This window comes from Yersinia alsatica (assembly GCF_025133195.1).
In the GTDB taxonomy this organism is placed as follows: domain Bacteria; phylum Pseudomonadota; class Gammaproteobacteria; order Enterobacterales; family Enterobacteriaceae; genus Yersinia; species Yersinia alsatica.
The window spans coordinates 3239870-3255076 of record NZ_CP104006.1 but is presented as its reverse complement, the minus strand read 5'-3'; the positions used below and the strand labels follow the sequence as shown (position 1 = coordinate 3255076).

Below are 15207 nucleotides of genomic sequence, written 5' to 3'. Positions count from 1 at the left end.
GTTACGATGTCACTTATTTAATACTTTATGCTAGCAAGGGCACTTACCGAGTTTACCGGCCTTGCTGGGGAAGCGCGCATCGAGACAATAACGGTGGAAATCCCGTTCGCTCATTGGCGGTGTTTCTGGATGATGGCGGCGCATATGATTAACATAGTTGCCATAATCCTGAACTCCCACCATTAAACGGAAGCTTTGCGCCACGCGATGTGCAATCAACCGTGCCCAAGCCCGCAGCGTGGTGGGGTGAGTGACCCGCGGAATCAGAGGGATGCAGCGCGTAATCTGCCGCGGCCCAGTAAGCAATTGCTTGTTGTGTAAAAGGTTGGTTTGCCGCGTACGCAGCGGTATACCTGCATTAGCCACGAGCCGTCTCCTCACGCCAAACAACTTCAGTCTCATGGGTGGTTGGCTTGCTGGATTTCAGCGCACGACGCACCACAAAGAAAGATGAAATCAGCATAGTCACCGCCACCAACATGAAGAAAGCACATAAAGCGGCGTTGATCTGGTTGTTAAACACAATGGTTTCCATGTCCTTAATGCTCTTGGCTGGCGCAATTAACACCCCTTGCTCGACACCCGCAGAGAATTTCTTCGCTTGAGCCAAGAAGCCAATACTCGGTTTTTCATGGAATATCTTCTGCCAGCCCGCCGTCATTGAGGTAATAAACAGCCAGATGGTCGGCAGGATGGTTACCCAAGCATAGCGCTGCTTCTTCATTTTAAACAGGACCACAGTACCTAAAATCAGCGCCATTGAGGCCAGCATCTGGTTACCGATACCGAATAGCGGCCACAAGGTATTGATCCCGCCCAGTGGATCGACCACGCCTTGGTAAACAAAGAAGCCCCAGCAAGCAACTGCTACGGTGGTGCCGGACAAGTTACCAAACCATGAACGGTTATTCGCCAAACTCGGCACTACCACGCCCACCAAATCCTGCACCATAAAGCGGCAAGCACGGGTACCGGCATCCACTGCGGTCAGAATAAACATGGCTTCGAATAGGATGGCAAAGTGATACCAGAAGGCCATCATGTTACGGCTATTAAAGACTTCACTGATGATGTGTGCCATTCCCACGGCGAAGGTTGGCGCACCGCCAGCACGAGATAGAATAGAGTTTTCGCCCACATCTTTGGCAATCATGGTCAAGATTTCAGGCGTGACCACAAATCCCCAGCTGTTGATGGCCAGCGAGGCACTCTCTACCGTAGTACCAATTAAGGCGGCGGGTGAGTTCATGGCAAAGTAAACACCCGGATCAATCACCGAGGCACAGATTAACGCCATGATGGCCACGAAGGATTCCATCAACATTGCGCCATAACCGATAAAGCGCGTATGACTTTCGCGCTCAATCAGTTTCGGTGTGGTGCCACTGGCCACTAACGCATGGAAGCCCGAAATCGCGCCACAGGCGATGGTGATAAACAGGAACGGGAATAAGCTGCCGGAGAATACTGGGCCGCTACCATCAATAAAGCGCGAAACCGCTGGCATTTTCATCTCTGGCATGGCGAATACAATGCCCACCGCCAGGCCAATAATGACGCCAATCTTTAGGAAGGTTGACAGGTAATCGCGCGGCGCCAGCAATAACCACACGGGTAATACTGAAGCAATAAAGCCATAGATAACCAATACCCAAGTCAATGTGGTGCCATGCAAGGTGAAGAATGGCCCCCAATATGGATGGGCGGCAATATTCCCGCCGTAAATAATTGCAGCCATCATTAACACAAAACCAATTAATGACACTTCAGCAATTTTACCCGGGCGCAGAAAACGCATATATACGCCCATAAACAGGGCGATGGGGATGGTAGCGGCAATGGTAAACAGACCCCAAGGGCTATCGGCCAGTGCTTTAACCACCACTAATGCCAGTGCGGACAGGATGATAATCATCACCCCCAAGGCCCCCAGCATGGTGATAACGCCCGCAAAAGCCCCCAATTCTTGTTTCGCCATCTCCCCCAAAGAGCGGCCATCACGACGGGTAGAGATAAACAGGATCAGGAAGTCCTGTACCGCACCGGCCATCATCACCCCAACCAGAATCCAGATAGTGCCGGGCAAGAAGCCCATTTGTGCCGCCAAAATGGGCCCAACTAATGGCCCGGCGCCAGCAATAGCCGCAAAGTGGTGACCAAAGAGCACCCATTTGTTGGTCGGGACATAGTCCAGACCGTCATTGCGCCGCTCCGCTGGCGTAAGCCGCCGATCATCTAACTCAAACACATTCTTGGCAATAAAGAGGCTGTAAAAGCGGTAAGCGATGCTGTAACAAGCTACTGAGGCAATCACTAGCCAGATGGCATTGACATGCTCACCCCGGCTCAGGGCTAGCATGGCAAAGGCAAATGCGCCAATTAACGCCACGGTCAGCCATATGACGACAGTCTTGACGTTCTTCATGGGTAACGACTCCTTCGTTATGTTGGGGGATTTCACGGTTATCGATGCCTGTAGAATTAAGTAGGCTGTAACGGTTATTTAACATAGGAGCTTTAATGTGAAAGAAAAGTAGCGGAAGTGAGAAATGTGATGGGCTATTTGTTTTTAACTCATGCTTAGTATCATTTACTTACATATTGTGACATGTGACCGGCATCTTGCAGTCTATTGGCGATGGAAAAAGGCAATAAAAAAGCCGTGGGATGTTAACCACGGCTTATCAGTTTGCTGCCAATTAGCTATCAAACGACAGGGCGGGCCACCACATTACGGGTTTCCATGCGCACTTCGGCAATTCGCACTTCAATCTTGTCACTCTGGCTATAAACCGTTTCACCTTTGATTTGCACCGTGCCGGTTTCTTGGCTACACACCATCTCATCACGCACTGCATGAATAAAGGGAGCAGGAATAAAGGCCACCGCGCCGTTATCCAGCAAGCGAACCCGCAGGCCGCCACGAGTTACGTCAATAATCTCTGCTGGGAAGCGCGTATCAGTCCCAGCTTGCGGCTGGAGATAACGGGCATACAACCAGTCACCGACATCGCGTTCAGCCATACGATTCAACCGGCGGCGCTCGGCCAATTGCACCGTAATTTCATCCTGCGGTTTCTCTGCTTGCTGACCAGTAATAATCGCTTTCAGCAGACGATGATTAACCATATCGCCGTATTTACGAATTGGCGATGTCCAGGTGGCATAAGCCTCAAGCCCCAAACCGAAATGAGGGCCAGGAACGGTGCTGATTTCAGCGAAAGTCTGGAAACGACGAATGCGGCTGTCGAGGAATTGAGTCGGTAAGGCATCGAGATGGCGACGCAACTCGCAGAAGCCCGGTAATGTCAGCAGGGCTTGTGGGTCCGCTTCCACCCCATTGGCTTGCAGTACATTGGCCGCTTGCTCAACTAGCGCCGGATCAAAACCGGTATGCACGTTGTAAATGCCAAAACCGAGATTATCCCGCAGAGCTATGGCTGCGCAGACGTTAGCGGCAATCATGCACTCTTCAACAATTCGGTTGGCGATGCGGCGATGCTCAACAATAATATCCAGCACTTCGCCTTTTTCACCCAACAGGAAGCGGTAGTCAGGGCGGTCTTTAAACACCAATGCATGCTGTTGACGCCAGTTACTGCGGGCTTCACACACGCGTTTCAGCAGGGTGATTTGCTCGGCGATAGCGGCATTTTGTGGTTGCCAGTCACCTTGGCCCTCTAACCAGTCTGAAACCTCGTCATAAACCAGTTTGGCTTTGGACTCGACCCACGCGGCAGAGAAGTGAATATCATTACCCAGCGCGCCATCGGCAGCAATGGTCACACGGCACACCAATACCGGGCGGCGTTCATTAGGGCGCAATGAGCAGAGATTGTCAGATAAATCCCGCGGCAGCATCGGGATATTAAAGCCCGGCAGATAGTTGGTAAAAGCACGTTTGCGGGCAATTAAATCCAACTCACTGTTTTCATCGACATAAGCCGTCGGGTCGGCGATAGCAATGGTCAACAGCAGGGAACCGTCGCCTTTGTCTGCCACATGCAACGCATCATCCATGTCTTCGGTACTGGCGCTGTCGATAGTGACAAAATTAAGTGCGGTTAAATCTTCACGTTGAAGATCAGTATCATGCAGGGATGACTCAACCATCACTGGTGCTTCGCGTTCCAGATTATGGCGCGCCAAGGTGACCCACCAAGGGACGAAATGATCTTCACCATTGGTGATAAAGGCCGTCAAATCAGCATTAAAGGCGCGATCACCTTTTAATGGATGGCGACGCATTTCAGCCACCGCCCAATCGCCATTCTGGAAGTCGTGGGTTAATTCACGCACCGGACGGCATTGGATGGCATCACGCAACAGAGGATGGTCAGGCACAATAGATAGGCGATCGTCTTTTCTCTGCACTCGGCCAACAAAGCGCGATAAAAATGGCTCAACCAGTGTTTCCGGCTCAGCAATCTCACGATCTTTATCGGTATGCAGGGTGGCAATAATCCGATCGCCGTGCATGACTTTCTTCATCTGTGGTGGCGGAATAAAGTAACTTTTCTGCCCATCTACCTCAAGAAAGCCAAAGCCTTTCTCAGTCCCTTTTACGACGCCTTCGACGCGTGGAGTCTGAGTGTGAAGTTGCTGTTTTAGCTGCGCCAGCAGCGGGTTATCTTGAAACATATCGTCCAGTGAATGGTGTAGTGAGTGGGATTAATCCGGCTGACAGTTTTACGCGAATCAGCCCCATCGGGCAAGCGGCATATCACCTTAGAGAGCAATTCCCTGATAAAGATTAGGGCATGTCCATTGCCCCAGTTCTATTCTATTCAGGCAAAATACGTAACGTCAGGCAATACGTAACGATGGGGGCTGTTGCCAGCGCCGTACCGTCACCGGGACTGATTTTGATGTGGGTGTATGGGTTTCATCGCCAAAACTGGACAGCGGCACCAGAGGATTGGTTTCGGGGTAATAGGCAGCCAGATTGCCACGAGGAATATCATAGCTGACTAACTTGAACCCGCTAACCTTACGAGTGATACCGTCGTGCCACAGGGTTTCAATTTCAACCAATTCACCTTCTTCCAGTGATAATTCGGCTAAATCTTGTGGATTAATAAATAGCACTTCTCGTTGCCCATAAACCCCACGATAGCGGTCATCAAGGCCATAAATAGTCGTATTGTACTGATCATGGGAGCGCAGGGTTTGCAACACAAACGGGACGGGCTCCCCAGCCATCTGTGGGAATAGACTCTCCGGCAGTGCTGAGGCACAAAACTCGGCTTTACCGTTTGGGGTAGCAAAACGCATTTCAGCGGCCGCATTTCCCAGATAGAAACCGCCGGGTTGCTCGCAACGCGCATTGAAATCATCAAAACCGGGAATGGTTGCGGCAATATGGTCACGGATAAGGTTGTAATCATCAGCCAATGCTAACCAATTCAGCGCATTCCCTTGAGCCGGTCGCTGGGCGAAAACCGCATTGGCAATACCACAGACAATGGCGGTTTCTGAATGCTGAGTATCTGCCAAGGGTTTCCCCACACCTTCCGAGGCATGCACCATACTGAAAGAGTCTTCCACGGTAATAAATTGTGAACCCGTGGCTTGCATATCGCGCTCGGTGCGCCCGAGGGTTGGTAAAATCAGGGCTTCAGTACCGGTAATCAGGTGGCTACGGTTGAGCTTGGTACTGATGTGCACGGTCAGGTCGCAACTGCGTAGGGCTTGTGCGGTGCGTTCGGTATCCGGCGCGGCAGCAGCCAGATTGCCCCCCAGCGCTATCAGTACTTTGACTTCACCGCGCAGCATCGCTTCCAGTGCTTCTACCGTGTTGTGGCCCGCCGCTTGCGGTGCCGTGAAGCCAAAGTGACGGCCTAACCGCTCCAGCATGGCGGCAGAGGGTTTTTCATCAATCCCCATGGTGCGGTTGCCTTGCACGTTACTGTGACCACGAACCGGGCACAAACCCGCGCCTGGCTTACCAAGCTGGCCGAACAAGAGCTGAAGATTGGCCAGTTCACGCACGGTTATCACCGAGTGTTTATGCTGTGTCACGCCCATCGCCCAAGTCACGATGACACGTTCCGCATGCTGATAAATATCAGCCGCATGGCGTATTTGTTCCTCACTCAGACCGGATTGTTGCGCTATTTGCGCCCATGAGGTGTTATCGACCGTCGCCAGATAGGCGTCAATCCCTTGAGTCTGCTCGGCAATAAATGCCTGGTCGAATAGGCCAGCATCCCCTTGCGCCAGTTGCTCACGATGGGTTTGCAGCAGGGCTTTCACCATCCCGCGGACCGCCGCCATGTCGCCGCCCAGATTAGGTTGGAAATAGGCGGAGCTAATCGGTGAGGATTTTGGCGTCAACATTTCAAGCGGATTTTGTGGATCGGCAAAACGTTCTAATCCGCGTTCACGTAAGGTATTAAAGCTCACAATCCGCGCGCCGCGATCTTTGGCATGGCGCAAGCTGTGCAGCATTCGTGGGTGGTTGGTGCCCGGATTCTGCCCGAAAACAAAAATGGCATCAGCCAGTTCAAAATCCTGCATGCGAATGGTGCCTTTACCGATCCCAATACTCTGTTTTAGCCCGGTACCGCTGGCTTCATGGCACATATTTGAGCAGTCAGGGAAGTTATTGGTCCCTAACATGCGGCCAAATAATTGATAAAGGTAGGAGGCTTCATTGCTGGCACGGCCCGAGGTATACAGCTCCAATTGATTGGGGTTGTCCAGACTATTAATATGTTTGGCAATCAACTCAAGGGCGGCTTGCCAACTGATAGGCTGGTAACGGTCAGTTTGCCGGTTATAGCGCATCGGATGAGTGATTCGTCCTTGATACTCAAGGAAATAGTCACTTTGCTGGCGCAGAGTGGTCAGGCTATGTTCGGCAAAGAATTGCGGTTCAACTGCTTTGCGTGTGGCTTCCCAACTGACGGCCTTGGCACCATTTTCACAAAAACTGAAAGTGCTGTGGTTATCATCGCCCCAGGCACAGCCCGGGCAATCAAAACCTTTAACCTGATTGACGCGTAGCAAGTTACGAATATTTTTCAGGGCTTGTTTGCTGTCCAATACAAAGCGGGTGGTGGCTTCAAGAGATCCCCAACCACCGGCCGCGCCGGTATAGGGTTTTATTGCTGGTTTAAATTTCATTATGGATACGCCGCAGGTGTTATTTTTGTTTCAAACAGGTAACGAAATAATTAACTGTTTGAATCTATTTTGTCACAAGTCTAGTGGGGCGGGGCTGAGGCGTCTAATCGAATAGCGCAATCGCGGCATAGAGCGGGTTTATCGCGAGCCCGCCCGGCTTAGGTTACCGGGCGGGATAATCAATGTTCGGGGTAAACCTTTTCTTTGAACTCGCACAAATCTTCAATAATGCATGAGCCACAGCGCGGTTTGCGGGCAATACAGGTGTAGCGGCCATGCAGAATCAACCAGTGGTGGCAATCAAGCTTGAATTCTGCCGGTACCACTTTGAGCAGTTTGGCTTCAACCTGATCAACATTACTGCCGGGGGCAAAACCGGTGCGATTACAGACCCGAAATATATGGGTATCAACCGCGATGGTCGGCCAGCCAAAGGCGGTGTTCAAAACCACATTGGCGGTCTTGCGGCCAACTCCGGGCAATGCCTCTAGCGCGGCGCGATCTTCCGGGACTTCACCATGATGTTTTTCCAGCAAAATACGGCATGTTTTAATGACGTTTTCGGCTTTGGTATTAAACAGACCAATGGTTTTGATGTATGGCTTCAAACCCTCAACCCCCAAGTCCAGTATAGCCTGAGGCGTGTTAGCCACCGGATAGAGCTTGGCGGTGGCTTTATTGACGCTGACGTCGGTGGCTTGCGCTGACAGCAACACGGAAATCAGCAACTCAAAAGGGGTGTGGTAGACCAACTCGGTGGTTGGATGCGGGTTGTTATCCCGCAAGCGGGTCAAAATAGCGACACGTTTTTCTTTATTCATTAGGCTTTCCCGGCCGCGATATCCTGAGTTTGTGGTGCAGTGGCCAATGCTCTGGCTTTGCGCGCTTTCATTTTCTCGTCAATAACATACTTACCGGCTAGCAATAAACCCAGGCCAATAAAAGCACCGGGCGGCAGCATCGCCAACAAGAAGGGGCTATCCAGATGCAAGACGTCAATACGCAGCACTTTTGCCCAACTGCCCAGCAGCATATCGGCACCATCAAACAGAGTACCGTTGCCCAGAATCTCACGCAGTGAGCCCAGCACAAACAGTGCGCCAGTGGCCCCCAGCCCCATTGCCAGACCATCCAGCGCCGATAAACCCACCGGATTTTTTGCGGCATAGGCTTCCGCTCGACCAATCACAATGCAGTTGGTCACAATCAATGGAATGAATATCCCTAATGATTGGTATAAGCCAAAGGCATAGGCGTTAATCAGCATTTGCACGGTACTGACCACCGATGCAATGATCATCACATAAATTGGGATGCGGATTTCATTCGGTACCCAGCGGCGCAGCGCAGAGACCGCGGTATTGGTGCAGACCAACACCAGTGTGGTGGCTAAACCTAGACCTAAGGCATTGGTGGCGGTAGATGAAACGGCCAACAATGGGCATAGGCCCAGCAGTTGTACCAATGCCGAGTTATTTTTCCATAGCCCTTGGGCTAAGAGATCTTTTGCTTCACTCATTGACTCTCTCCACAGACCGGCAAGCTATCGAGTTTTGCCGGTAGGGTTTCCAAATACAGCGCGGTATTTTTCACCGCCCGCACCACCGCCCGAGGGGTGATGGTCGCACCGGTAAATTGATCAAAAGTTCCACCGTCTTTTTTCACAGCCCAGCGCTTATCTTGTGCATTTTCAACCTGCTGACCACTGAAATGGGTTATCCAATCAGAGATCCGGATATCAATTTTATCGCCAAGCCCGGGGGTTTCGTGATGCTCAACCACTCGGCTGCCCAGTACGTTACCGTGAAAATCGGCCCCAACCAACAGTTGGATAGCACCGGAATAGCCATCTGGCGCCGTGGTTTCAATGGCGGCAGCGACCGGCTGGCCCTCTTTACGTGCCAAATAGAGGCGGTGCGGTGCGTTGTTGTCGAGGGCTGAATCAGTGACAACGTAACATTCTGCTTGCATGTCGTTGTCATAATTTTCAGCTGGAACAACCTGATCGAGCAAGGCTTTTTGTTGCAAAGCAGCCTGATGGGCGATGGTGGTCTCGGTCAATGCGTTAACCACGGCAGTTAAGCCGGTGGCACCGGCGGCAAACAGTGCCAGAGTGATGCCGTGACGCTTCATAGTGTTTAGCATAACGGCTCCTTATTTGTGCCCGCGATTATGACCATAGACCCGTGGTTGGGTATAGTGATCAATTAGCGGAACAGTAATGTTAGCCAGCAAGACGGCAAAAGCAACGCCGTCGGGATAGCCGCCATAAACGCGAATTAACCACACTAAAATCCCAATCAACGCACCGAAAATCAGGCGACCACGCGGTGTGGTAGAGGCGCTGACCGGGTCGGTGGCAATGAAAAACGCCCCTAACATTGTTGCACCAGAAAACAGATGTAGCAGCGGCGGAGCAAAGCTTTGTGGCGCAATCATCCAACTGATCGCGGCGCAACCGGCCAAAGCCAACAGAAAACTGACCGGAATATGCCAGTGAATGGCTTTACGCCACAGCAGCACTAAACCGCCAGCCAGGAAGCCGATGTTAACCCACTGCCAACCGATGCCCGCCAGAACCCCACTAAACAGCGGCTGGTGGAGGATTTTCTCGGCAGGTTGTGAGCGCAGTGCCGTTTTAAAGTGGTCGAGCGGAGTGGCCTGACTGACGCCATCGACCCCTATTTGCAGTTGATGGATATCTGCGCCACTGTGGGTAAAACCAGTGAAAATGGTTAACAGGCTGTCATAAAATCCGACCGGAGTGCCTTGTAATGGCAGTGGCGGCAACCAACTGGTCATTTGTACCGGGAATGAAATCAGCAGCACGACATAGCCGACCATGGCAGGATTAAAGGGATTTTGCCCCAAGCCGCCATAGAGTTGTTTGGCAATGATAATGGCAAATAAGGTACCCAAGACAATCATCCACCAGGGAGCCAGTGGTGGCAGGCTTACCCCTAACAGTAAGCCGGTGAGCAGGGCGGAATTATCTTTCAGCCGTATGAGTACCGGCTGTTTACGTAATTGCAACACCGCGCCTTCAGCCAGCAAGGCGGTCACCATGGCCAGTGCGACCTGAATCAGGCTGCCATAACCAAAGAAATAAGTCTGGGCAATAATGCCGGGAATACAGGCCAAAATCACCAATAGCATGATGCTGCGGGTGCTACGTTGATTGTGGGTAAAAGGGGAGCTGGCTATCTGCAACCCTTTGCTCTGGGTCGGTGTTACAGGCCTGAATTTCATGAAATTGCAACCATATGTCGAATACTTAACAGGGTTCTCAAACGCAGGCGTCGCGCGGGCAAGTCAGTGCTTGCGGGCGTCAATACACTCAGCCGTCAGGGGGAATAATATTGGTGTCGCATTCTACCCTATTCAGACAAAGTGTAATACGCCTTAATTATAGGGTTATTGCCCATCATATCTGATGATATTCAGGAAATAGTGGGGTTTAATAAGTACAGCCAATCAAAGAATTAACTTGCAATTCATATAAGAATAGTTACAAGCAAATAGTCGGTAGCGCTGTTTTATCAAAAAATGTTATTAGACTTAAGTAGTAGAAAGAGAGCGATAATTCACTGTTTTAATAGCGTTTATCATCTCATCTTAATTTGTCAACCATTTGTAAATTAACGACTTATTAACGTTATTAATTAGAGTTAAGAAAAGCGTTGGCATAATGATAGATTAATGTAGTATGCAAGGTAATTATATATTTAAAGAACAGTAAAATGATTAATGAAGACATATTATTTATAGAAGAATTAATTGAATGGATTGAAATCAATTTAGAAAAGAGACCCACATTGGATGATGTGGCGAAGATTTCAGGATATTCAAAATGGCACCTACAACGTAAGTTTAAAAGTATTGTTGGGTTACAATTAGCCTCCTATATCCGTGGGCGCGTGCTGACTCGAGCCGCAGTTGCATTGCGTATTTCACGGCGACCAATCATTGAAATTTCTGATGAGTTAGGCTTTGATTCGCAACAGACCTTCACCCGTACCTTTAAAAAGCGTTTTGGTGTGACACCTAATAGTTTCCGCCAGATGGAGCAGTGGGATGTGCAGGGCATGATCCCGCGCTTTGGGTTCTATGAGCATTATACGCCAGAAATCAAGCGCATAGTCTTGCCTGAGCGCGAGTTGGTGGGCTTTACCCGGCGGTTGGATTTTGATGAGCACAATCATTGTAGCGGTCAGCACTCATCATTTATGGCAATGAAAGATGAAATTTTGCTCGATTTCTTTAAGGAAGTTAACTTCTCATGCCAGCGAATTTATTCGCTGTTCTCAGCTAAAGATTGTCAGCAAGGGCAGAACAGTGTGTATTATTCGACCGCGATTGATAAAGAGAAAAGGCACGAAATTCAGGGCCATCGTGAGATAGACCATATCTCAATACCGGCGGGTGAATTTTTGTCGATAACTCATCAGGGTAGCGCTAAAGAGTGCGTGAAATTCTCTATCTATCTGTATAACGAAGTATTACCTAAGCTGCGTGATGAATTCGGTGGCGGCTTAGAAATGGAAGTTATCGAGGTTGATAGCAGCTGCCATGCTGAATCTAAAATGCGTGATATTTCATCTGTCTATCACTACCTGATGGCGGTAAATTGAAAACTTAATCTGGATTAGCGGCCTGCGCCGCTTTCTTGGCCTTCACTCTGGCAATGGCGGCAGCGACTGCGGCTTTGCGCGGATCAACTTCCGGCACATCACTATCACTTTTCGCCACTTCGGGCTCAGACAGAGCCTGTGCCGCTTTCTTGGCTTTCACTCTGGCAATGGCCGCAGCAACTGCGGCTTTGCGCGGATCGACTTCCGGCACATCACTGTCACTTTGCACCACTTCGGGCTCAGACAGAGCCTGCGCCGTTTTCTTGGCTTTCACTCTGGCAATGGCGGCGGCGACTGCGGCCTGGCGCGAATCGACTTCCGGCACATCACGGTCACTTTTCGCCGCTTCGGGCTCAGACAGAGCCTGCGCCGCTTTCTTGGCCTTCACTCTGGCAATGGCGGCAGCGACTGCGGCTTTGCGCGGATCGACTTCCGGCGCCTCATTGTCACTTTTCGCCACTTCTGGCTCAGACAGAGCCTGCGCCGCTTTCTTGGCTTTCACTCTGGCAATAGCGGCAGCAACGGCGGCCTGGCGCGGATCAATCTCCTCGGTGGCGGCAATTACTTGCTTTTCTGCCTGACGTGCTCTGGCCTGTGCTTTCCGCGCTTCTCGGGCGGCAATAACCGCGCTGTTGTCTGGGGCTTTCCCGGCAATCACAGTGATAGCGGAATCCGTGCTCTCTGGCTCTCTGGCCAAACGACTGACCGCCGCTTCAACGGTCTGTTGATCCGCCTCGGTCAGTTTGACGGCAGCTTGTTTATGACGCAATTCACGCGCCAGTTTCTCGCGCTGGAGCCGAGCTTGCTTAGCTTCAAAGCGTGCTTTGGCTTCTGCAGCTCGGGCGCTCTCTTCATCAAGGGCACGGATTTCTGCTTTTTCCTGACGGTAGTACTGCACCAAAGGAATATTACTCGGGCAAACATAGGCGCAAGCACCACATTCAATACAATCAAATAAGTTATGATTGCGGGCCTTCTCATGCTCTTCGCCCCGGCTAAACCAATAGAGTTGCTGAGGTAATAAACCAGCCGGGCAGGCATCAACACATAAGCCACAGCGAATACAAGCTTGCTCTGGCTCGGATAACCCCATTTCAGCCTCGGTTGGGGCCAAAATGCAGTTACTGATTTTAACAATGGGCACATCCAGACTTGGCAGAGTAAAGCCCATCAGTGGGCCACCCATAATCACCATGGGCTGGCTTTGTGGCTGAAAACCGGCCAGTTTTAACAAGTGGATGACGGGGGTGCCGATTCTGGCCCAGAAGTTACCTGGCTTTGATAATGCCTCGCCGGTTAACGTCACCACTCGCTCGATTAATGGCTGATCGTCGATCACTGCCCGCTTGATAGCTACCACTGTCCCGACGTTTTGCATCAACACCCCAATGGAGGACGAGTGCTTGCCGAAAGGCACTTCTTTACCGGTCAGAATTTTGGTCAACTGTTTGGCACCACCGGAGGGATACTTGGTGGGAACCACGCGCAACTGTATGTCATCATGACCGCGTAGCGCCTGTTTCAGGGCCGCGATAGCGTCAGGTTTATTATCTTCAATGCCAATTAATACCTGCTGAGGTTGCAGCAGATACATTAAAATATGAATCCCGGTAACCAGCTCTTCCGCATGGTCTTGCATCAACCGATCATCGGCAGTGATATAAGGTTCGCACTCCGCCGCGTTGATAATCAGAGTGGTCACGCCGCTCAAGCCGCCTTGCAGCTTGCTGGCGGTGGGGAAGCCCGCACCACCTAAGCCGGCAATCCCCGCCTGATGAATTCGGTCCAGCAGGGCGAGCTTATCCTGTTGCCGATAATCAGCCCAAGGCTGCTGTTCACGCCAGCGGTCTTCACCATCCGGGGTAATATGCACGCACAGCTCTGCCAGACCTGAGGGGTGAGCAGTGGTGTGGGGGGCAATGGCGGTGATGATACCAGAGGTCGGTGCATGCACCGGAACGGTACGCCCACGACCAATAGTCAGTGGTTGGCCCTTTAACACGGGGTCGCCAGCTTTGACACAGAGTTCACCTTCTGGCCCAAGATGCTGCTGCAACGGGATAATCATCTGTGCGGGCAGGGGCGCGATACGCATTGGTACCCGGCTTGATTGCAGCTTCATTTCCGGCGGATGAATCCCACCGTTGAAATCCCAAATGGTGTCGTGCTGACGGGCAGTAAACAGCTTAAACATGTTGCTCCACATCTATCATTTTCACCGGAATCATCTGCGAGGCAGTTAATTGTGTGGGAAGGTTTTTGACTGGGATCGTGCTCAAATCCCACTTCCAATTAGCGGTGGTGGTAGCAACCGGGATCATTTCAATACAGTCGGTCGGGCAGGGAGAGACACAAAGGTCACAGCCAGTACAGAGATCGGGCAGCACGGTATGCATCGCGCGGGTCGCCCCAACGATAGCATCGACCGGGCAGGCCTGAATGCACTTAGTACAACCGATACAGTTTGCTTCATCAATAAAGGCGACTTTGCGCTGAGGGTGAGCGGCAGCTTCATCGCCATCTAATGGCTGTGGTTCAACAGCCAGCAGCTCGGCCAGCTTGAGCATCACTTGCTCGCCACCGGGGGCGCATTTATTTATTTTCTCACCACCACCTGAGACCGCTTCAGCATAGGGGCGACAGCCGGGGTAGCCACACTGGCCGCACTGGCTTTGTGGCAAGATGGCGTCAACTTGCTCAACGATGGGGTCTTGTTCAACCTGAAAACGACGGGCAGCAAAACCCAGCACTGCACCTGAAATCAGCGCTAAGGTACTGAGTGCGCCTATGGCAATCCATAACGACATCATTAGAACTTCACCAACCCGGTAAAGCCCATAAAGGCCAATGACATCAGCCCTGCAGTTATCAGGGCAATGGATGAGCCGCGGAACGGGGCCGGAACGTCAGCAACAGCAAGGCGTTCGCGGATCGCGGCAAATAACACCATGACCAAAGAGAAACCGGCGGCGGCACTGAAGCCATAGACTGCCGATTGCATAAAATTGTGAGATTGATTGACATTAAGCAAGGCCACACCTAACACCGCACAGTTGGTGGTGATCAACGGCAAAAATATCCCCAGCAGGCGATAAAGTGCCGGGCTGGTTTTGCGGACCACCAATTCAGTAAATTGCACCACTACCGCGATAACTAAAATAAATGCCAACGTCCGTAAATAGACCAAGCCGAGAGGCAGCAAAATAAAGCTGTTGACCATCCAGGCACACACCGAGGCCAGTGTCAGTACAAAAGTGGTTGCCAGCCCCATACCAATGGCGGTCTCCAATTTTTTGGAGACACCCATGAAGGGGCACAGGCCAAGAAATTTGACCAGGACGAAGTTGTTTACCAAAACAGTACCGACAAACAGGAGCAGGTATTCAGTCATTGCGGAGCCTAAAAAAATAAAAGCCGCCTATTATCCAAAATTGGCGGCCTGACGACA

Annotated in this window: 12 protein-coding genes; 1 reads left to right on the top strand and 11 read right to left on the bottom strand. The window is 51.2% G+C overall.

Going from position 1 to position 15207, the window contains the following annotated elements:
- Window positions 1-30: 30 nt before the first annotated feature.
- The 8 genes from N0H69_RS14500 to rsxD all read right to left on the bottom strand — a co-directional run bounded on the left by N0H69_RS14500 (window position 31) and on the right by rsxD (window position 10377).
- Window positions 31-366 (bottom strand): YbdD/YjiX family protein, encoded by a 336-nt coding sequence (locus tag N0H69_RS14500; RefSeq protein ID WP_050106915.1) that lies wholly within the window; start codon window positions 364-366, stop codon window positions 31-33.
- Window positions 359-2425: a carbon starvation CstA family protein gene (locus N0H69_RS14495; protein WP_050106916.1), complete on the bottom strand. Its 2067-nt coding sequence runs from the start codon at window positions 2423-2425 to the stop codon at window positions 359-361. The genes N0H69_RS14500 and N0H69_RS14495 overlap by 8 nt, the downstream gene beginning before the upstream one ends.
- Before the next feature lie 281 nt (window positions 2426-2706).
- The gene (locus tag N0H69_RS14490) at window positions 2707-4641 is read right to left on the bottom strand and encodes an exoribonuclease II (protein WP_050106917.1); all 1935 of its coding nucleotides are present in this window, start codon (window positions 4639-4641) and stop codon (window positions 2707-2709) included.
- Window positions 4642-4806: 165 nt separating this feature from the next.
- On the bottom strand, window positions 4807-7128 hold the full coding sequence (locus tag N0H69_RS14485; protein ID WP_050151240.1) for an FdhF/YdeP family oxidoreductase: 2322 nt from the start codon (window positions 7126-7128) through the stop codon (window positions 4807-4809).
- Window positions 7129-7307: 179 nt separating this feature from the next.
- Window positions 7308-7949 (bottom strand): endonuclease III, encoded by a 642-nt coding sequence (nth, locus tag N0H69_RS14480; protein WP_050121367.1) that lies wholly within the window; start codon window positions 7947-7949, stop codon window positions 7308-7310.
- Window positions 7949-8647, bottom strand: a complete 699-nt coding sequence (locus N0H69_RS14475; protein ID WP_050106920.1) for an electron transport complex subunit E — start codon at window positions 8645-8647, stop codon at window positions 7949-7951. The genes nth and N0H69_RS14475 overlap by 1 nt, the downstream gene beginning before the upstream one ends.
- Complete coding sequence (rsxG, locus tag N0H69_RS14470) at window positions 8644-9273, bottom strand: electron transport complex subunit RsxG (protein ID WP_151419876.1); 630 nt, start codon at window positions 9271-9273, stop codon at window positions 8644-8646. Before rsxG ends, N0H69_RS14475 begins: the two co-directional genes overlap by 4 nt.
- 9 nt (window positions 9274-9282) lie before the next feature.
- Window positions 9283-10377: an electron transport complex subunit RsxD gene (gene rsxD / locus N0H69_RS14465; protein WP_050106922.1), complete on the bottom strand. Its 1095-nt coding sequence runs from the start codon at window positions 10375-10377 to the stop codon at window positions 9283-9285.
- Window positions 10378-10868: 491 nt separating this feature from the next.
- On the opposite strand from rsxD, the gene N0H69_RS14460 reads away from it, so the two are divergent.
- Window positions 10869-11759, top strand: a complete 891-nt coding sequence (locus tag N0H69_RS14460; protein ID WP_050106923.1) for a helix-turn-helix domain-containing protein — start codon at window positions 10869-10871, stop codon at window positions 11757-11759.
- Window positions 11760-11763: 4 nt separating this feature from the next.
- Here N0H69_RS14460 and rsxC read toward each other — a convergent pair whose 3' ends face one another.
- The 3 genes from rsxC to rsxA are packed head-to-tail and all read right to left on the bottom strand — an operon-like array spanning window position 11764 to window position 15150.
- Complete coding sequence (gene rsxC, locus N0H69_RS14455; protein ID WP_050151239.1) at window positions 11764-13953, bottom strand: electron transport complex subunit RsxC; 2190 nt, start codon at window positions 13951-13953, stop codon at window positions 11764-11766.
- Complete coding sequence (gene rsxB / locus N0H69_RS14450; RefSeq protein WP_050106925.1) at window positions 13946-14569, bottom strand: electron transport complex subunit RsxB; 624 nt, start codon at window positions 14567-14569, stop codon at window positions 13946-13948. The genes rsxC and rsxB overlap by 8 nt, the downstream gene beginning before the upstream one ends.
- Complete coding sequence (gene rsxA, locus N0H69_RS14445; protein ID WP_013649928.1) at window positions 14569-15150, bottom strand: electron transport complex subunit RsxA; 582 nt, start codon at window positions 15148-15150, stop codon at window positions 14569-14571. The genes rsxB and rsxA overlap by 1 nt, the downstream gene beginning before the upstream one ends.
- Window positions 15151-15207 lie beyond the last annotated feature (57 nt).